17 protein-coding genes and 1 pseudogene are annotated in these 18,167 nt (G+C 71.5%); 8 read left to right on the top strand and 10 right to left on the bottom strand.

What is annotated here, in order from left to right; translation table 11 throughout:
• Window positions 1-154: 154 nt before the first annotated feature.
• From JYK04_RS04940 to JYK04_RS04925, 4 genes are all read left to right on the top strand, one after another.
• The gene (locus JYK04_RS04940) at window positions 155-511 is read left to right on the top strand and encodes a carboxymuconolactone decarboxylase (RefSeq protein ID WP_150255420.1); all 357 of its coding nucleotides are present in this window, start codon (window positions 155-157) and stop codon (window positions 509-511) included.
• 88 nt (window positions 512-599) lie between these two features.
• Window positions 600-2,075 carry a glutamate/gamma-aminobutyrate antiporter GadC gene (gadC, locus tag JYK04_RS04935; RefSeq protein WP_229876144.1) on the top strand — a complete coding sequence of 492 codons (1,476 nt, stop codon included), beginning with the start codon at window positions 600-602 and terminating at the stop codon, window positions 2,073-2,075.
• Window positions 2,072-2,521 carry a hypothetical protein gene (locus JYK04_RS04930; protein ID WP_189742181.1) on the top strand — a complete coding sequence of 150 codons (450 nt, stop codon included), beginning with the start codon at window positions 2,072-2,074 and terminating at the stop codon, window positions 2,519-2,521. Before gadC ends, JYK04_RS04930 begins: the two co-directional genes overlap by 4 nt.
• Window positions 2,514-3,887: a dipeptidase gene (locus tag JYK04_RS04925; RefSeq protein WP_189742178.1), complete on the top strand. Its 1,374-nt coding sequence runs from the start codon at window positions 2,514-2,516 to the stop codon at window positions 3,885-3,887. Before JYK04_RS04930 ends, JYK04_RS04925 begins: the two co-directional genes overlap by 8 nt.
• A 122-nt stretch (window positions 3,888-4,009) precedes the next feature.
• On the opposite strand, the gene JYK04_RS04920 is transcribed toward JYK04_RS04925, so the two are convergent.
• The 6 genes from JYK04_RS04920 to JYK04_RS04895 all read right to left on the bottom strand — a co-directional run bounded on the left by JYK04_RS04920 (window position 4,010) and on the right by JYK04_RS04895 (window position 11,395).
• On the bottom strand, window positions 4,010-5,374 hold the full coding sequence (locus JYK04_RS04920; RefSeq protein WP_189742175.1) for a carotenoid oxygenase family protein: 1,365 nt from the start codon (window positions 5,372-5,374) through the stop codon (window positions 4,010-4,012).
• A 73-nt stretch (window positions 5,375-5,447) separates the two neighbouring features.
• A complete protein-coding gene (locus tag JYK04_RS04915) occupies window positions 5,448-5,888 on the bottom strand; it encodes an SRPBCC family protein (RefSeq protein ID WP_189742172.1) in 441 nt (146 codons plus the stop codon).
• A 66-nt stretch (window positions 5,889-5,954) separates the two neighbouring features.
• Complete coding sequence (locus JYK04_RS04910; RefSeq protein WP_189742169.1) at window positions 5,955-7,481, bottom strand: MFS transporter; 1,527 nt, start codon at window positions 7,479-7,481, stop codon at window positions 5,955-5,957.
• Window positions 7,482-7,597: 116 nt separating this feature from the next.
• Complete coding sequence (locus tag JYK04_RS04905; RefSeq protein WP_202186036.1) at window positions 7,598-9,604, bottom strand: ATP-binding protein; 2,007 nt, start codon at window positions 9,602-9,604, stop codon at window positions 7,598-7,600.
• 44 nt (window positions 9,605-9,648) lie between these two features.
• Entirely contained in the window at window positions 9,649-10,041 is a 393-nt protein-coding gene (locus tag JYK04_RS04900; RefSeq protein WP_189742163.1) for a nuclear transport factor 2 family protein, read from the bottom strand.
• 133 nt (window positions 10,042-10,174) lie between these two features.
• Window positions 10,175-11,395: a cytochrome P450, cyclodipeptide synthase-associated gene (locus tag JYK04_RS04895; RefSeq protein WP_189742160.1), complete on the bottom strand. Its 1,221-nt coding sequence runs from the start codon at window positions 11,393-11,395 to the stop codon at window positions 10,175-10,177.
• 489 nt (window positions 11,396-11,884) lie between these two features.
• Between JYK04_RS04895 and JYK04_RS04890 the strand changes: the two genes are divergently transcribed.
• On the top strand, window positions 11,885-12,118 hold the full coding sequence (locus JYK04_RS04890; protein ID WP_189742157.1) for a hypothetical protein: 234 nt from the start codon (window positions 11,885-11,887) through the stop codon (window positions 12,116-12,118).
• 49 nt (window positions 12,119-12,167) lie between these two features.
• Here JYK04_RS04890 and JYK04_RS04885 read toward each other — a convergent pair whose 3' ends face one another.
• The 4 genes from JYK04_RS04885 to JYK04_RS04870 all read right to left on the bottom strand — a co-directional run bounded on the left by JYK04_RS04885 (window position 12,168) and on the right by JYK04_RS04870 (window position 16,183).
• Entirely contained in the window at window positions 12,168-13,256 is a 1,089-nt protein-coding gene (locus JYK04_RS04885) for a serine hydrolase domain-containing protein (protein WP_189742155.1), read from the bottom strand.
• A gap of 65 nt (window positions 13,257-13,321) precedes the next feature.
• The gene (locus tag JYK04_RS04880; RefSeq protein WP_202186035.1) at window positions 13,322-13,993 is read right to left on the bottom strand and encodes a DUF4097 family beta strand repeat-containing protein; all 672 of its coding nucleotides are present in this window, start codon (window positions 13,991-13,993) and stop codon (window positions 13,322-13,324) included.
• A 236-nt stretch (window positions 13,994-14,229) separates the two neighbouring features.
• Entirely contained in the window at window positions 14,230-14,796 is a 567-nt protein-coding gene (locus JYK04_RS04875; RefSeq protein ID WP_229876842.1) for an HPP family protein, read from the bottom strand.
• 127 nt (window positions 14,797-14,923) lie between these two features.
• The gene (locus JYK04_RS04870; RefSeq protein WP_202186034.1) at window positions 14,924-16,183 is read right to left on the bottom strand and encodes a DUF2716 domain-containing protein; all 1,260 of its coding nucleotides are present in this window, start codon (window positions 16,181-16,183) and stop codon (window positions 14,924-14,926) included.
• A 148-nt stretch (window positions 16,184-16,331) separates the two neighbouring features.
• Between JYK04_RS04870 and JYK04_RS04865 the strand changes: the two genes are divergently transcribed.
• The 3 genes and pseudogenes from JYK04_RS04865 to JYK04_RS04855 all read left to right on the top strand — a co-directional run bounded on the left by JYK04_RS04865 (window position 16,332) and on the right by JYK04_RS04855 (window position 18,092).
• A complete protein-coding gene (locus JYK04_RS04865; protein ID WP_189746726.1) occupies window positions 16,332-16,946 on the top strand; it encodes a dihydrofolate reductase family protein in 615 nt (204 codons plus the stop codon).
• Window positions 16,947-16,955: 9 nt separating this feature from the next.
• Window positions 16,956-17,495, top strand: a pseudogene (locus JYK04_RS04860) (IS701 family transposase); the annotation flags it as partial.
• Window positions 17,496-17,723: 228 nt separating this feature from the next.
• The gene (locus JYK04_RS04855) at window positions 17,724-18,092 is read left to right on the top strand and encodes a hypothetical protein (RefSeq protein ID WP_189746728.1); all 369 of its coding nucleotides are present in this window, start codon (window positions 17,724-17,726) and stop codon (window positions 18,090-18,092) included.
• Window positions 18,093-18,167 lie beyond the last annotated feature (75 nt).

The following is an 18,167-nucleotide window of genomic DNA, read 5'->3' as shown; positions in this document are numbered from 1 at the left end:
CTCCTCTTGCCAGGCCGGTGTTGGGCCGTCCAGCCCAACGGGCGCGGGTCCGGGGGGACGCCTACGCTGAAACGGCAACCCGCCGATACGCCCCTGGTCCCGCGGTCGGGGTCGGCGCGTCCGGCTCAGTTCAGCACCGAAAGGCGGTTCCGAGATGGCCACCAGGTCTGACGCTCCCGTTCTCGACACCCTCGCCGCGATGACCATCGACTCCATCGAACACTGCGGCATGGACGAGAAGACACTCATCACCACCCGCATCGCCGCCCTCGTCGCCATGGACGCCCCGGCAATCTCCTACCTGGCCCACATCAGCCCCGCGGTCAAGGCCGACTTCACCGTCGAGCAGCTGCAGGACGTCCTCGTCGCCATCGCCCCCGTCGTGGGCACCGCGCGCGTCATGTCGGCCGCGGGCCACATAGCCCAGGCGTTCGGCGTCGCCATAGCCATGCTCGAAAGCGAAGCCGAAGCCATGGCCGCCGCCGAAGCCGAAAGCCGCCACAAGTCCTGAACCGTCCTCCGGACGGCCGCACCCGGCTCGCCCGTCGCGCGGGTCCGGGAGAGCCTTAGGGATCGACCCTGTCGACCCGGAGGCCCACGTGAGCGCGATGGATGTCCCCCTTCCGGAGGAGCGCCCGAAGGGCGAGCCGAGGGAGGCCGCAGCCGCCAGGACCGGCACGCCCACCCTCACGTGGGTGACCCTCGCGATGATGACGACGGCATCCGTCGCCAGCCTCCGCGCGGCGCCCACCATGGCCGTGTACGGCCTGGCCTGCGTGTTCCTGTACCTCGTACCCGCGATCGTGTTCCTGCTGCCCACCTCGCTGGTCTCGGCGGAACTCGCGTCGGGGTGGTCGGGCGGCGTGTACCGGTGGGTGAGCGAGGGGCTGTCGAAGCCGCTCGGGTTCCTCGCCGTGTGGTGCCAGTTCGCCATGACGATCTTCTACTACCCCAGCCTGCTGGCGTTCGTCGCGAGCACGCTGGCCTACGTCATCGATCCGGCCCTGGCCTCCAACGGCGTCTACACGGCCATCGTGATCGTCGTCCTCTACTGGACGGGCGTCTGGGTGTCCTCGCAGGGCACGAAGGCGTTGTCCGGACTCGCCTCCTGGGGCCTGATCATCGGCACCCTGATCCCCGGCACGCTGCTGGTGGTCCTCGGCATCGTGTTCCTCGGCCAGGGCAACCCGTCCGCCGCCCCGATGGGCCCCTCGAACATCCTCCCCGTCTGGACGGGCCTCGCCAGCCTGGTGCTCATCGTCAACAACTTCCTGAGCTACTCGGGCATGGAGATGAACGCCGTCCACGTCTCCTCGCTGAAGGACCCGCCGCGCGAGTTCCCCAAGACGATGTTCCTCGCGATGACGATGGTGCTGCTGATCTTCATCCTGCCGGCCCTCGCCATCAGCTGGGTGGTCCCGGCCGACCAGCTGTCGCTGACCGCGGGCGTCATGCAGGCCTTCGACGCGTTCTTCTCCTACTTCCACATCGGCTGGCTGACCCCGATCGCCGCGGTCGCCCTGGTGGCCGCCTCCCTGGGCGGAATGCTCACCTGGCTGGCCGGCCCGTCCAAGGGCCTGCTGCTGATCTCGCGTCAAGAGGGTTACCTGCCGCCGTTCCTGCAGCAGCTCAACAGCCACGGCGTCCAGCAGAACATCCTCGTCACCCAGGGCATCGTCACCACGGTGATCGCGCTGATGTACGCGCTGATCCCCAACGTGTCCAGCGTGTACTGGATCTTCTCGGTGATCACCACCCAGGTGTACTTGATCATGTACCTGCTGATGTTCCTGGCGGCCATGCGGCTGCGCAAGACCCACCCCGACCACCCGCGCGGCTACCGCGCCCCGGCCCTGAGCCTGATCTGCGTGGTGGGCTTCCTCGCCTCCGCCGCGGCCATGGTCATCGGCTTCGTGCCCTCCTCGCAGTTCGGCGGCGGCAGCGTCTGGAGCTACGTCGCCATCGTCGGCGGCGGCCTCCTGCTCCTCGGGGTGGTCATCCCCTGGCTGTGCCTGCGGCTGCGCAAGCCCAGCTGGCGCACCGCGGCCGCGGAGTCGACGGGAGACGTGGCATGAGCCCCACCCGCTTCGCCTCCCAGCACAAGTGGATCTACCTCGGCGCGATCGTCCTGCTCGTCGGCTTCGTCGTGGTGGGGCTGATCCAGTACAAGGCCGTACGGACCACCAACCAGGCCCTGGACAAGGCCAACCAACTCGCGGACGAGCTGGTCGCCGCCGGATTCACCCGGCCCGATCCCAATACCCTGGCCCGCGCGCTCGGCGAGGACGGGGGCATCGTCTGCGAGGACCCCGCGTCCGCCCTCAAGTCGGCCCTGTGGAAGATCAACCTTTCCAACGGGGCCACCGGCCCGGGCCAGCGCCCCGTCATCGCCGACCGCCGGGCCGTCCAGGCGGAGGCCCTCGTGCTGAAGGTCTACTGCCCCGACACCCTGCACCGGATCCAGGAGCAGATCGACGACCTGAAGACCGAGCAGACGGTGAGGCGCGGCGACGATGGCTGAGCCCACCACGGACCTGCCGGACGCCCGCGCCCTCGCCGAGCGCATCGACGCGCTGATGCCCCGCGCCAAGTCCGACCTGGCCGAACTGGTCGCCATCCGCTCGGTTGCCGACCCCCGGCAGTTCCCTCCCGAGGAGTGCGAGCGGGCCGCCCGGTGGGTGGCCGACGCGTTCACCGAGGCCGGCCTGATCGACGTACGCCTGGAAGAGACCCCCGACGGCAGCCACGCCGTCCTCGGCCACCGGCCGGGCCCCGAGGGCTCCCCGACCGTGCTGCTGTACTGCCACTACGACGTACAGCCCCCGCTCGGCGAAGCCGCCTGGACCTCTCCGCCGTTCACGCTCACCGAGCGCGACGGACGCTGGTACGGACGCGGCACCGCCGACTGCAAGGGCAACATCGTCATGCACCTCACCGCGCTGCGGGCCCTGGGCGACGCACTCCCCGTGGGACTGAAGTTCGTCGCCGAAGGGTCCGAGGAGCAGGGCACCGGCGGGCTGGAGGAGTACGTGACCGCGCACCCGGGCGACATCTGCGCCGACGCGCTCCTCATCTGCGACACCGGCAACGCCGCCGTCGGCCGCCCCACCGCCACCACCGCGCTGCGCGGCCTCGCCAACGTCGTCGTCACCGTCACCACCCTCCGCGGCGACCTGCACTCGGGCATGTTCGGCGGCCCCGCCCCCGACGCCCTGGCGGCCCTGATCCAGATGCTCTCCACCCTGCGCGACGCCGACGGCGGCACCCGCATCGACGGCCTGGACTGCACCGGCACCTGGACCGGAGTGCCGTACGAGGAGGAGCAGTTCCGGGCCGACGCCTCCGTCCTGGACGGGGTCCGCCTCACCGGCTCGGGCTCGGTGGCGGACCGGCTCTGGGCGCGCCCGGCCGTCACGGTGCTCGGCATCGACTGCCCGCCCGTGGTCGGCTCCGCCGCCGCCGTACCGGCCAGGGCGCGGGCCCGGGTGAGCCTGCGCGTGCCACCGGGGACGGCCTCCGAGGCCGCGCTGGCCGCCCTCACCGCGCACCTGACGGCCGCCGCGCCCTGGGGCGCCCGCGTCTCGGTCGAGAAGGAGGGCACCGGCTCGCCGTTCCGGCCGGCCACCGACGGCCCGGCCTACCGGGCCATGGGACGGGCCATGGAGCAGGCGTACGGCCGCCCGATGGAGTTCCTCGGCCAGGGAGGCTCCATCCCCCTGTGCAACGTGCTCGCGGGAACCTGCCCGGATGCGGAGATCGTCCTCATGGGGGTGGAGGAGCCCCGCTGCCTGATCCACGCGCCCGACGAGAGCGTCGATCCGAGCGAGATCCGCAACATGGCCCTCGTAGAGGCACTCTTCCTCCTCGGCTACGCGTCGGCGCGCTGACACAGCGGAATGCCGGAGCCGCGAACGTCTCGCGGCTCCGGCAACCGGCCCCGGGGGGAAGGGCCGTCCTCGGTGGGCGGTGGTGGAATGCGGGCGGAGTGCGACCGCATCCCCGCCCGGGGTCAGCCCGCGGAGCCGTCCAGGGCGGTGTCGGGGATCCAGGAACCGTGGAGGCCGGCGCTGACGCGGTGGGGGAGGTGGACGGTGGCGATGCGGTCGAGGCCGGAGGCGTCCAGGACGAGGAGCTGCGAGGCGTTCTGCTTGAGGTCGGAGACGACGGTGAGGAGGTAGCCGTCGTCCTCGCGGGTGGTGTCGGCGGCCGGGACGAAGACGGCTTCGCTCGGCATGCGGGCGTCGCCGATCTGGTGGATGCGGCGGGCGCCTGTCGTGCGGTCGTACTTGACGACGCCGTAGCCGCCGAAGCCCTTCTCGTCGGGGAAGGAGATGGCGTACTGGTAGCGGTTTTCGGCGCCGAGGTAGTCCTCGTTGATGGTGGGGAACTCGACGGGGAGGTCGTCGATGATCTGTTCGTCGACGGTGCCTGCGGTCAGGTCGAGGATCCAGCGGCGGGTGTAGGAGCGGGCGACGGGTTCGCTGCCGCGTCCGGGCGCACCGACCCACCAGTTCCAGGAGAGGCGGAAACCCTCGCGGTCGACGGTGGGGCCTTCCAGGACGATGCGGCCCTGGCCGTCCTCGTAGGCGTTGGAGACGTGGAGCATGTTGCCGGGCTCGATGGAGAACCAGCGGGTGTGGCGGGCGCCGTCCTCGCCGCGGGGCATGACGCCGATCCGGGAGGGCTGGTGGTCGCTCCAGCTGTAGGGGATGCCGGAGCTCTCGGTGTGGTCGAAGGTGACGTTGCCCTCGACGAAGACGACGTGGCGGCGGGTGAGGGCGAAGTCGTGCTTGAGGGAGGCGGTCGCTCCGGGGACCTCGGCGCTGTGGGTGACGGCGCCCTTGGCGTCGGCGACGTAGTGGGTCAGGAACGGCGGGAAGGGCGAGGAGCCGAAGAAGTGGAGTTCCCCGGTCACGGGGTCTTCCTTCGGGTGCGCGGTCATGGCGGTGCGCAGCTTGCCGTCGAAGTCGTAGGCGCCGACGGTGTCGAGGTCCGGGGTGAGCTCGAAGGGGAGGTTGGCCTCGCACAGGGCGAGGAGGCGTCCGGCGTGTTCGATGACGTGGGTGCCGGCGGTGCTGGCGGTCAGGTCGGGGCCGTGCTCGGTCATGTAGGGCGCGCCGTCGAGGGCGGGGGTGTGGACCCAGCGGTTGCGGTACCACTCGGCGCGCCCTTCACGCAGCCGGATGCCGTGGACCATGCCGCTGCCCTTGAACCAGTGGGTGGGGGTGACACCCGGCTTCGGGTTGTGCCCGTTGCGCAGCAGCCGGCCCGTCAGCTCGGGCGGCAGCGTGCCCTCGACGGTGAGCTCGGAGGCGGAGACCTCCTCGGCGACCGGGGTGTAGTGGCCGGTCAGGTACGGCGGGGTGGTCGTCATGGAAGCAATCCCTTTCGTGGATGCGCGGATGCGCGGATGCGCGGATAGGTGGATACGCGGAGGCGGTGCTCCGTCAGGCGGCCTGCTCGGCCCGCTTCTTGAGGTGGGAGAGCCAGCCCTGCAGGGAGTCGTGGAGGGCCTTGCCGAGTTCGTCGGTCGCGGCGTCGACCGGGGCGCCGCTCCAGGACTCCTCGGTGTGGACGACGACACCGGCCTCGGACTGTTCGAAGGTCCACACGTGGACGCCGACGATGCCCTCGACGGTCCCGCCCCAGACGATCCGCTTCCCGGAGTCCAGCTCCCGCACGGTGGAGGTGATGTCCAGGCCGTGGGTGAGCCAGCGGAAGGACCTGCCGGGCAGCAGCGGTCCGTCGACCTCCGTCCGGTCGATGTCCGTGTTCCAGGCGGGCCAGGCCGCGACGTCGGTGTGCAGCGCCCACAGGGTCGTGAGGGGGGCGTCGATCACGGTGCTCAGGCGGACGATGACGGGAGCGGTCTCGTCGATGGTGACCACGGCTTACTTCCTGTCTGGATGAGATGTGTCGGTGGTGGGTGGTGGGTGGTGGGTGGTGCGGTCGGGCTACCGGTCCGGCCGGACGGACGAGAGCGGGGAGGCTCCCGGGCCGGTGGCCGGGCGGGCGGTGGCGGCGGTCGCAGTACGCGCCCCGGTGCGGCGGGTGAGGAACAGCGCGAGGAGCGCGGTGGCGGCCAGGACCGCGGCGGAGACCGTGAAGGCGGACCGGTACCCCGCGGTGAGGGCTTCCAGCGGAGGCCGGCCGGTGGACGCGTGGGCGGTGACGGAGCCGGCCAGGGTGGCAAGGGCGGCGAGCCCGATCGCACCGCCGACCTGCCGGGTGGTGTTCACCAGCCCGCCGGCCAGTCCCGCGTCCTGGCGGGGTACGCCGTCCACGGCCAGCGCGGTGAGCTGGACGAAGGCGATGCTCAGGCCGAGACCGACCAGGACGCTCGGTCCGAGGACATCGACGAGGTAACTCCCGTCCGCCCGCATCCACGACAGCCACAGCAACCCGGCGGCCTCGGTCAGCAGGGCTGCGGTGACGGTCGCCGTGGCACCGATGACCCGGGCGATGCGCGGGGCGAGAGCGGAGCCGATCATATGGGCGATGGCGAGGGGGAGTTGCCCCACTCCGGTGACCAAGGGGCCGGAACCGAGGACCTGTTGCTGGTAGAGGGGGAGGAAGAAGAACAGGGCGATCCATACGGACCCCAGCAGCGCCATCAGCAGATTGCCCGCGGCGACCCGGCCGGCGGCGAGCAGCCGCGGCGGTACGAGCGCGTTCGGCCGGTGGCGCTCGATCACGCAGAAGGCCGCGAGCAGCACGGCGGCGGCGCCGAGCGAGCCCAGCACCGGGGCGTCGGTCCAGCCGGCGCCGCGCGCGGTGGTCAGTCCCCACACCAGGCAGGTCAGGGCGAAGGTGACGGTGACGGTGCCCAGCAGGTCGAACCGCCCGCGCTGCCGCTTCCCCCCGCGGCCGGCCTCCGCCGACGCGTCCCCTGGTACGAGCGCCACCACGGCGGCCAGGACCACCGCCGCTCCGAGCGCCACCGAGTGGAAGATCCAGGGCCAGCCCCACGCCTGGGTGAGCACACCGCCCAGCAGCACGCCGCCCGCCGCCCCCGCGCCCGAGACCGCTCCCCACACGCCCAGGGCCCTGCCGCGCCCGGGGCCGGGCGGGAACCGGTCCATCACCAGTGCGAGCGCGGCCGGGGCGATCGCGGCGGCGCCGACGCCCTGCACCGCACGGGCCGTGATCAGTACGCCGGCGGAGGCGGTCAGTCCCGCCGCGAGCGAGGCCCCCGCGAACACCGCGAGCCCGCCGAGCAGCACCCGGCGGCGGCCGAGCAGGTCGGCGACCCGTCCGCCCGCCAGGAGCAGCGCCCCGAACGCCAGGCCGTAGGCGTTGACGACCCAGGTGGTGCCGCCGTCCGAGAGCCCTGCCCCCGCCCGGATCTGGGGCAGCGCCACATTGACGATCGAGGTGGCGAGCATGACGGTGAACTGGGCCGCGGCGAGCGCGGCGAGCACCGCTCCCGGCCCGGGGGCCCGGCCCGCTGTCGGGCCCGTCTGCGTGAGTGCAACGTTCATGCCGCACAGACTCGGCGCGGACGGTGTCCACTATCCAGGCCCGACAGGGGCGGCCACTGTCCACTCCTGTCCGCACCTGTCCACCTGCTCGCGCCCACGAAGGCACGCGTCGCCCGTCACCGACGCGGATCGTGCAACTCCCGCTGCCACAAGGCCTCGCAGAGCAGGTCCAGGCCCTGGCGCAGGTGGCGGCGGTAGGTGCCGTACGGAAGGCCGAGACGCCGGGCGGCGGCTTCCTGGGTGGGCGCACCGGAGAAGTGGCCCGCCGTCAGGGCCTCGCGGGCGCGCACCCCGCGCGGGTCGAGCGCGAGGTCGTCGACGGCCCGGCGCAGCAGGGCACGCAACTCCCCGACAGGATCACCGAAGTCGGCCGCGAGCCGGGTACGCAGCAGGGCGCAGGCGGCGAACGCGTCCGCATCACGCCAGTGGGCCAGCGCCTCGCGTACGGCCTGGTCGAACGCGGAGCGCGAGACGGGCGACGGACCGGCCGGGGCGGTGGGCACCTCGGTGGCCGATATGAAGTGCATGAGCCATGACTCCACCGGCAGTTGCCGCCAGTCGACGCCGAACAGCCCGTACGTGTACGCACCGACCCGCGGCCGCGCCCCCGTGTCCGCAAGGGTGCCCTTGACGCGCTCGGCCCAGGTCTCGGCGTCCCGGAAGACGGCGAAACCGTACGCGCGCCCGCGGGCGCGGGCCGCCTCCGCCTGGGCCCGGGAACTGCTCAGGTCGATGACGCGCGAAGGCACCTGGTACTGCTCGGGGTAGATCGAGAAGCGGCTGACGCCGATGTGCTCACCGGGGCTCACCGGCGCGGTGGCCTCGGTGTACCGCCAGGCGGCGGCCACGACGGGATCGGTGGCCAGGTCCTGGGCGTCGGGAGGGGACGGCAGGGCCAGCCGCGCCGTGAACGCCACGATCCGGCCCGTGCTCACGAGCCGGTAGACGCTGAAGGCCTGCGGCTGGCGCTGCGCCCAGTAGCGCACCAGGTCCGCGGAGGCGGCCCCTTCCGTCTCGGTGGCCATGCGCAGGATGACATCGATGTCGTCCGGGTGCAGCGGACGGTCGTGGACCTCGTCCTCGCGGGACCAGGAGCGCAGCCGGGACAGCGTCGCGCCCTCCCGGAACAGGTAGAAGAGATCGTCGGTGACGGTCCACACCCGTTCCTCCGGCGCCTCGCGCAGGATGCGCAGGTACTCGTCCGCCAGGCGCCGGCGCATCGCCTCGAACGCGTTGGGCGCCCGCCAGCGCAGGTCGGCGGCCAGCGTCTCGCGTGCCGCGTCGTGCGGGTACACGCCCCGGAGGGTGGACTCCATGAAGGGCAGGTCCCGCAGCCAGGAGAAGAGCGGATGGGCGTCCTCCCCGGGCAGGACCGCGGCCAGCAGCTCCTCGGACGTCGAGTGGGCCTGCGCCGCCACCTCCAGGGCGCGGCGGTGGGCGGCCGTGGGCACCTCCCCGATCAGCCCCGCCAGCAGGGTGCGCAGCACGTCCGCGGTCGGGGCCCAGATCTCCTCCCGGCCGCAGCCCTCCGATCCGGCCGCGGCCGCCAGCGACAGCGCCAGCGGGTTGCCCCCGGCGAAGCGCAGGACGCGGTCGCGCAGTTCGGGCCGGATCTGCGCCGCCACCAGCAGGCTCCGGGCCTGCTCCGCGGAGAACGGCTCCAGCTCGCTCACGTGCAGGAGCCGGGACCAGGCGGGATCGGCGGCCCACTGCGGCTGCGGGGCGCGCCGGCCGCCCAGGACGACCAGGGTGTCGTCCGCGGCGCGGGGCAGGAAGTGGTGCCACAGCCAGCTCTCCAGCCACTGGCAGTGCTCGAAGGAGTCCACGAACAGGACCGTGCCCGGAACGTCCAGGAACGGTCCGGCGGCGTGCTCGAAATCGGCGGGGTCCCGGCTGACGAACCGGCCGTCGAGCTCGACGAGCAGCCGGCCGGCCGTCCGGGCGTGGTCCGCCAGTCGCCGCAGCAGCGTCGACTTCCCGATGCCGCCGGGCCCGTACACGTAGAACGCGAACGGCGCCTGCGGATCGCCGGCCAACGCCTCGCCGAAGCGCCCGAGTTCCTCGTCCCGGCCGACGAAGGCCCGTACGCGCGCCCTGCTCAGTCTTTCCCCCACGGACACCATGGCGGCTCCATCCCTTCGTTGCGGCTGCGGACTGCGATCGAGGTTCATCTGACGAGACCGAGATTCCGGTCGCCGGGGTCGCCGGTGACCAGGAGGGTGGTCTCTTCGACGCGCCGGAAGCGGCCGTCGGGGGCCAGTTCGGCGAAGAGGTAGACCTCGGTGCGGGAGGTGTGGCCGTCGTGGTGGACGAGGGTGACGGTGTGCCGGTCGGCGTAGCGCGGTCCGTCGCGGAGTTCGTCGTGGACCTCGATGTGTCCGCTGCGGATCAGGGAGCGCAGGCGCGTCATGTGCTGGGCGAAGGAGGCCCGGTCGCTCCACTCGCCGTTGGTGCGCTGGCGGTAGTCAGGGGTGAAATGCCGGTCGATGGCTTCGGTGAGGTCGAGGCCCGGGGTGAACAGCAGATCGTCGATGGCGCGGGTGATGTCGGTCGATGTCATGGTCGTCTTCGCCTGGGGGAGTGGGGGAGTGGGGGAGTGGGGGAGTGGGGGAGTGGGGGTGTAGGGAAGGGGAAGGACGGGCCCCGGTCGTGTACGTCGGTCGTGTACGCCGGTCACGGCCACCGGTGCCGCGTCAGCGGACGGGGGTGAAGTCCAGGGGCAGCGCGAGCGGGCCCCGGGTGTACAAGCCGGCTTCCTCGTAGCGGGAGCCGGGGCTGTGGCGGACCTGGTCGAGCAGGGGCAGGAGGATCGCGGCGACGGTCTCGATCTCGGCGCGCGCGAAGGCCGTGCCGACGCATTGGTGGAGTCCGGTACCGAAGGACAGGTGCTGGGCGGCCGCCGTGAAGGAGCGGGCGGTGCCCAGGTCCGGGCGGTGGATGTCGAAGGTGTCCGGGGCGGTGAAGGCGTCCGGGTCGCGGTTGGCCGCGCCGATCATGCAGAAGACGGTGGCACCCGCCGGGACGGTGGTGCCGGCGAACACGGTGTCCTCCTCCGCCTGGCGGGGAATCAGCTGGACCGGCGGGGTGTAGCGCAGGGTCTCGGCGATCGCGGCGGCCAGCAGGTCCGGGTCCCGGCGCACCTGCGCCAGCTGCTCCGGGTGGTCGATCAGGTGTTTGAAGAGCAGCGCCAGCGTCTTGTCCGCGGGCTCGGTGGCAGCGGCCAGGACGTTGATGATCAGCGCGGTGACGTCGCGGTCGCTCATGGCGATGCCGTCGGACCCGGCGGTGCACAGCTTCGATATCAGGTCCTCGCCGGGGTCGCGGCGCCGCCGTTCGATCACGGGGAGGAGGTAGGCCTCCAACTGCTCGGCGCAGTCGATGCAGTGGCGGCGGCGTTCGGGGGTGAGGGTCATGCCGGTGATGAACTCGGCCACCCCGCTGTGCCAGGCGGCCACCTGCTGCCAGTCTCTTCGGTCCAGGCCCATGACGTCGAGCGTCACGTGCAGGGCGAAGGGCTTGCCGAAGTCGTTGACCAGGTCCATGCGGCCCAGGGGGAGGAAGGGGGCCATGAGTTCGGCGGCGGTGGCGTGGATGACGCGCATCTGGTCCTGGAGGGCCGGTCCGGTGAAGGCACGGACCACGATTCTTCGTTTGGCGGTGTGCTCGGCCCCGGTCATCTGGGCGAGGACCGGCCCGCGCATCACCGGCTCGGCGCGTACCTGCAGCGTCGCGGTGCTGAACGCCTCATGGTCGGTGAGCACCCGCCTCACGTCCTCGTAGCGGGAGAGGAAGTAGCTGTCGATCGCCGGTTCGTAGTGGACCGGAGCGTGCTCCCGCAACCATGCGAAGTGGCGGGAGGGGGCGGCGGCGAAGTCCTCGGACAGGACACTGAAACCGGTATCGACCACGGGCATGGTGAAGACCTCTCGAACTGCGCAACGCCTGGAAGGAACAGGGGCAGGCGTCGGCGAGGCCCGCGCCCTGGTCCTGGCCGAAGGGGGTTCCGGCCGGGACGCCGCCTGCGCCTCTCGCGTTCGCGAGAGAGCGAGCAGGCAGGCCGTCCGGCCTGCAAGACGCGCGAACGGCCTTATGGGTTGCGTCTGTTGGGGCGCTTTCACATCCGATCATTGGGTCGAAACCGACGCAAGATCCGCAGCTCCCGGAACCGGGCCGGCCCTGCCGTCGTCCTGGTTCGGCTCGCCGGCATCAACCTGATCGGGGCTGTCCGGCCGATGGTTAAGGTGAGCTCTGTTCGAACGGAGGGGCGTGCGGCAGCCGTGGTCGCGGCACCCCCTGTGGCCTTGGCTCCAGTGAACCCGGGAGGACCTGCCGTGAGAGCCCCGTCAGGATCGTCGTCCGCCATCGAGGAAAAGGAACAGGGGGAGCCGGGGTGGGGCCTGGCCATGACGTTGTTCGCGGTGCTGTCCCTCGTGCTCCGCCTGACCGATGTCCGGTCCTGGTGGGCCATCCTCTGGGCGCCGCTCTTCGTGCTCGCCGTCGGCTCCGCGGCGTACGCATGGCGGCTGACGGCCCGAGGCCGTTGGCGTATGGGCCCCATGGAGTGGGTGTTCCTGGTCGTCGCCCACCTCAGTCTGGTTGCCGCACTGGCGAGGGTCTTCCGTTTCCTGCCCCGGTGAGGGTGACGCCGTGATGACGCCGGCAGGGGAACCATTCCCCCCGCCAGGCCTACTGACCGGCGAACGCCTCCTTGACGAGGCTCTGCGTCGCCCTCTGGAACGCCGCCGCCAGGGACATCGAGGCGTCGTCCACATAGTTCAGCGCGGCGGTCAGGGTCTTGCTGCCGTCGGGCGTGCTGTACATCAGCGCCCCGTGCCCCGCGATGCCGCCGTTGTGGCTGATGACGGTCCCGCCGTGCGCGCCGGCGTCCTGCACGAACACCCCCAGGCCGTAGCCGGCCTTCGGGTGCGGCGTGCACATCTCGGCCAGCAGCGGTGCGGGCAGGAGCCTGCCGCCCATCAGCGCGGCGATGAAGGTGTGGAGGTCCTGGGCGGTCGAGATCATGTCGCCGCCGGTCGAGATCCACGAAGGGTTCTGGCGGGTGACGTCGACCGTCCTCTCCTGGCCGGCGTCCTCGTACCGGTAGTAGGCGTGGGCGTGCGGCTCGGGGAGGTCCGTTCGGGTTTCCGGTACGAGGGTGTCGTGCAGCCCGAGCGGACGCAGGATCAGCCGCTCCATCTCCTGGGCGTAGGCGCGTCCGGTGACGTGCTCGATCAGCAGCCGGGCCAGCACGTAGTTGGTGTTGGAGTAGCTCCAGTCGGTGCCGGGTTCGAATCGGGCCGGCCTGGACAGGGCCAGTCGTACGAGCTCCTCGGGCCGGTAGGTCTTGAACCGGTTGTCCACCCACTCCCGGCCCGACCAGGGGATGCCCGGCACGATCGTCCCGTCTTCGTAGTACTCGCCGGTGAAGTTGAAGATTCCGCTGGTGTGCTGCAGCAGCATCCGCAGGGTGATCCGCCGGTCCAGCCCGAACTCGGGCAGGATGTCGCCCACCGTGTCGTCCAGCCGGACCTTTCCCTCGGCCACCAGCCGCAGCACCAGGGCCGCGGTGAAGGTCTTGGTGTTGCTGCCTATCCGTACCCGCCCGTTCGTCGGCGGCTTCGCCGTCCCACCGAGCTCGGCCACCCCCGCGGTGCCGACCCATTCGCCCCGCCGGTCGTGCACGCGCAGCTGCACCCCGGTGAAGCCGGAATCGACGATCTGCTGGATGGCCTCCTGCAGTTCCGGACGGTCCTGGTCGGTAAGGGTGTGGGTCATGGTGCTGTGCTCCTTCTCGGCTGTGACGAACGTCGGTTGAGCGGACGGCTGGCGCATGTGTTCCTTCAGATGCTGCGGGCGGTGATGTCGCCGTAGGAGGTGGTGGCGCGGATGTTGAGGCCGGCGGTGGCGCCGTCGGTGTTGGTGAGGGTGTTGTGGATGCGGCCGTGGGCGGTGCCGGCGTCGAGGGTGGCGGAGACGCCGCGGGCGGTGCCGATGGTGATGTCGCCTGCCTGGGTGGTGAGTTCGACGGTGCCGCGCTGGGCCTCGGCGATCTGGAGGTCGCCCTTCTGGGTGGTGATCCGGGCGGGGCCGCCGAGGCGTCCGACGGTGATGTCGCCGGCCATCAGGGTGAGGTGGGCGCTCGCGGTCTCGTCGAGCGTGACGGTGCCCTGGGCGCTTTCGAAGGTGACGTCGCCGAGGCGTCCGGTGGTGTGGAGCTCGGCGGCGGCGGTCTTGGCCTCGACGCGGGAGCCGGCGGGCAGCTGGACGGTGATCTCGACGGATCCCGGGTGGTCGAGGATCCGGTTCTTCGCGGGTGCGGCCGCGATCCGCAGTACTCCGTCCGCGTATGCGGCGGTGGTCTGTGCGGCGGCCTTGACGTCGCGGTCCTTGGAGGCGTCGGCGGGGAGGATCTCGACGGTGGTGTCGGCCCGGTCGGCGGCAATGAACCGGATGAGCCCGGCGGGGACGTCCAGGACGGTGGCGATCGGGGCGGTGGTGGCGAACTTCTGCATGGTGCCTTCTCCTTCATCAGCGGCTGCGCTCTGTGCGCCCCGCGGTTTCTGATGAACGAAAAGCTACGTTGCGTTCGATGAGCTGGCAACGGAATCGTTGCGTCAAATCCCTATCTCTGCAGGTCAAGAGCGAGATTTCATTGCAATGGTTTCGAGCTTAACGCAACGTCAGCCGGCCGGCTCGTTGCAATGCACTGGAAGTGAACGCTAGTTGCCGGGCGCGCCGCGGCCACCGGTCACCACCAGCGGACGGGGTACCGGGCTGCTCCCGGGCGTATACGGGACGCGGCGAAACCGGCGAGGACGAGGATCACGGTGGCGCCGAGCAGCAGGGGGACGAACCGCGCGGGCGCCGGGGTCTGCAGCACGACGACGACCGCGGTGGCGCAGGCGGGCGAGTGCGGGGTCCGGGCGAGGGCGGTGGCGGCGAACGTCAACCCCCCGGCCAGCGCCGCGCTCCAGGGGCTGCTCTGAGCCAGCGCCAGGACCACGTACCCGGCTCCGGCGCCCAGCAGGTGCGCGACGACGACGCTCCGGGGCTGGGCCACGGGCAGGGTCGGGGTGCTGTGCAGGACTCCGGCACTGGCGGCGAGGGACGGTATGAGCACCGGTTCGCCGATCATCGCCCCGATGGCCGCGAGCACGAGCAGCACGGCGGTGACCGCGCCGACGCCGTGGAGGGCCGCTGCCGCGCCCTGCCGGGCGGAGTTCCGCCGCCCACGCCGCCCCGGGGACGGTACGTCCGCGCGAGGCGCCTCGGAGCCGGGCGCGGGCCGTCGGGGCAGCACGGAGTCAGCGTTCACGAGGGCGGCTCCTGGCAGGGGGGTACACGGGTCGGCGGAACGAGCGGGACGGGTCGCCCCGTCGGCCACCCTGCACCGCCGATCTGTCACCGGCCTACAACGCCTTCGTGCGACAGGTGTCGCAGCGTCAGGTGCGGCGCCTGACCGGTTCTCCGAGCAGCTCGGTCAGTTCCGTCTCGACGGCGGCCAGCAGGGTGGGCCCCCAGACGGTCAGCGTCTGTTCCCAGGGGTGGCCGAAGGTGCCCAGGCGCAGGTCGTCGGTGAGGTGGAGGTGGTAATCGCCGTCGGGGTACGTGCCCAGACCGGGGCGGGGCGGCCGTCCCGGGGCGTCGGTGCGCCGGGGGTCGTAGCGGTAGCCGTCGTGTTGCCAGTCGAGCCAGTACACGAACTCCCCGGGCTCGGTGGCGGCGAGCAGCCCGTGCCGGACGATCGCGTCGACCCGCCCGGGGACGTCCTGGACCGGCCGGTGGTGGGCGTGCAGGTGCCATACGGCGGAGGGAACGGGTTCGGTGATCGCGGGCCGGTGGGTGGTGCTCGGCTTGAAGTCGAAGTCAGCGTAGAAGCGGTCCCACAGCGGACCGTCGTCGTGGAGCCAGTCGAGGAACTGCGCGGGGCGGGTGCTCTCGGGGGTGCTCGGTGGGCGCCAGTGGTAGGAGCGAACGGTGGTGACTTCGGTGAAGCCGGCCTTCCGCAGGCTTTCGCGCAGCGGGCCCTCGGCCTCGGCGAGGAGGGGCTGCCCGAGCAGGCCCTGCACGCGCCAACGGTCGGTACAGGCCTTGACGAAGTCCCCGTCGTCGTCGGTCAGGCCGCCGACGAGGGCGAAGGGGCCCTCGTCGGCGCAAGCCCAGGCGACTGCGACGGCGAGGCCGTGCTCCAGCAGGACCTCGATGAGGACATCGCCCTCGTCCGAGGCGCCGTCGGCGATCATCTCGGCGTAGGGCGTCGCGTGGGGGCCGGGGGAGGCCACGGCGACTTCCCAGGTCCGTTCGGCCTGGTCCCTCACCCGGTACAGGTCGTGCACCCCCGACCGGGGCTCTGCCGTGGCGGCGGGCCGCTCGCCGGGCAGCGGTGCGGCGAGCAGTACGGAACGCTCCCAGCCCGGGGTGAACCCCGCCGCCGTCAGCGCCGGGCCGAGGTCCGGCGAGTCGTGCGCGTACACCTTCCACTCCACCGGCTCACCGCGCTCCGCGAAGGCCTCCTGCTGGCGGCGCACCAGTGCGGCGGTGTCCGTCCCCGGGGCGAGGGGGGTGTGCTCGGCCGTGCCGTGCGTCCCGTAGTGGCGGCGTACGACCGGTCCTTCGGCCTCGACGACCACCCCGACGGGATGCCAGTGCGGGACCTGCCCCCGCAGCCCGTCGTACATCGCCCAGCGCTCACCCACGTCCATGACCGGGAGCCTAAGGGCTGGTCTGTTTCCGCCTGTCCCCGCCTGTCCCCGCACGGACCCTCCGGGGCGTCGCGCGGCGTCCGGCTGCCGCGTGCCCTTGGATGGGGTCGTACGCGGACGGACCGACCAGCAGCCCCCGGAGGCCGGTATGAGGAAGATCAAGGCGCAGCTGTTCATCTCGCTCGACGGTGTCGTCGAGGCGCCCGACCAGTGGCACTTCCCCTACTTCAACGAGGAGATGGGGGCGGCCGTCGACGCGACCCTCGGCCGGGCCGACACGCTGCTGCTCGGGCGCCGGACCTACGACAGCTTCGCGGGCGCCTGGCCGGAGCGGGAAGCGGCCGGCGGAGAGGATGCCCCGTTCGCCAAGGTGCTCGGTGACGCCCGCAAGATCGTGGTGTCGAAGGGTCCGTACGACTTCACCTGGCGGAACTCCGAGCTGCTCGTCGGCGACCTCGCCACAGCGGTCGCCGCGCTGAAGAACGAGCCGGGCGCGGACACCCCCGTCTGGATCAGCGGCTCGGTCTCCGTCGTGCGGCAGCTGGTGGCCGCCGGGCTCCTGGACGAACTGAACCTCCTGCTGCACCCGATCGCCGTGCGCACCGGCATGCGCCTGTTCGAGGAGGACGCGCCGCCGATCCCGCTGGAGCTGGTGTCCGCCGAGACCTTCCGGACCGGTGTGCTGAACCTCTTCTACGCCGTGGCCACCGCACCCGGCGAGGGGACGTACGAGGATGCCAAGACCCACCTGCCCCAGCACTAGTAGGGCTTGTCGGCCCAGCCCGGCCGAGCGAGGCCGGTGACCGAGACGTACTCCGGGACCGGACGGCCGCCGGTTGCGAAGTACCCGGATAAGCCACAGTCGGTGAAACGGCTGGTCATCGGGGCGGGCCGGAAGGCGGCGAAGCCGGTGCGGTGGCGTGAGGGCTCCCGGCCCGGCACCGGCCGCAGTGGCTTCAAGCGGATGTACTCGCGGTTCGTGACCTTGCGGATTCGTCCTGCCGGACGCGAGGTCCGCCAATCCGTCGACGGCCCGGAGCCTCCCGAGTGCTGGCTCCTGGCCGAGTGGCCGGCCGACCAGGCCGAACCCGTCCAGTTCTGGCTCTTCGACCTACCCGCCGACACCCCGCTGACCACACTGGTCCGCCTGGCCAAGATCCGCTGGCGCATCGAACACGACTACCGCGAGATGAAGCAGGCGTTGGGCCTGGCCTACTTCGAGGGCCGCACCTGGAACGGGTGGCACCACCACGTCACCCTCGGCTCCGTCGCCCACGCCTTCTGCACCCTGCAACGACTGGCCAGAGCCCCCCCAAGACACCACGCCGGCCTGAGCCTCTACCGCATCGTCCGCGAGCTACAAACCTTCCTCGCGACATGGACCGGCGTATGCCCCACCTGCCACTGCGGCATACCCACACCAGCCCCAACCTGACCAAGCCTTACCAGGCTTCGCGGCGAGTTCCCGCGTGGCTGGTGGCGCTCGGCGCGATGGCGGATCACCGGAATCCGTGAACTGGCACTGAGCACCGTGGCGGCTGTGACCACCGTGGTGTGCGTCGGCGAGATGGTGCGCTCCCTGCGGCATCGCAACGAGCCGAGGACCCTGGCGCGTCTGGCCGGCACGTTCGAGGGGTACGTGTCGAGCATTCTGGTCAACGGTACAGGCTTGGGCGTTTTGGTCACCATGGCGATCAAGGATGATCTGCCTGTGGTGCTGCTGACGGGGTGGTGTCTGTCCAACATCGGCGCCAGCGCTGTGGTGTTCGTCGTGGTGGCCCAGTCGAGGATTCAGAGGCCAACAGCGTGGGCCGAGCTCGAATTCGTCGAGCAGCATGCCCCGAAGTACGGCCGGCCGCCGGAGACCATCGAGGAGTACCGGGCGCAGCAGCTTCAGGAGCAGGCGTAGAGGCTTGACCAGACGAGGAAGGACAGAACCCCGTGTACGCGATGTCCACGGGGTTCTGCGCTGCTTGGCCGGCCG

The sequence above is a fragment of the Streptomyces nojiriensis genome (genome assembly GCF_017639205.1).
Classification (GTDB): Bacteria; Actinomycetota; Actinomycetes; order Streptomycetales; family Streptomycetaceae; genus Streptomyces; species Streptomyces nojiriensis.
This window is presented reverse-complemented; position numbering and strand designations above follow the sequence as displayed.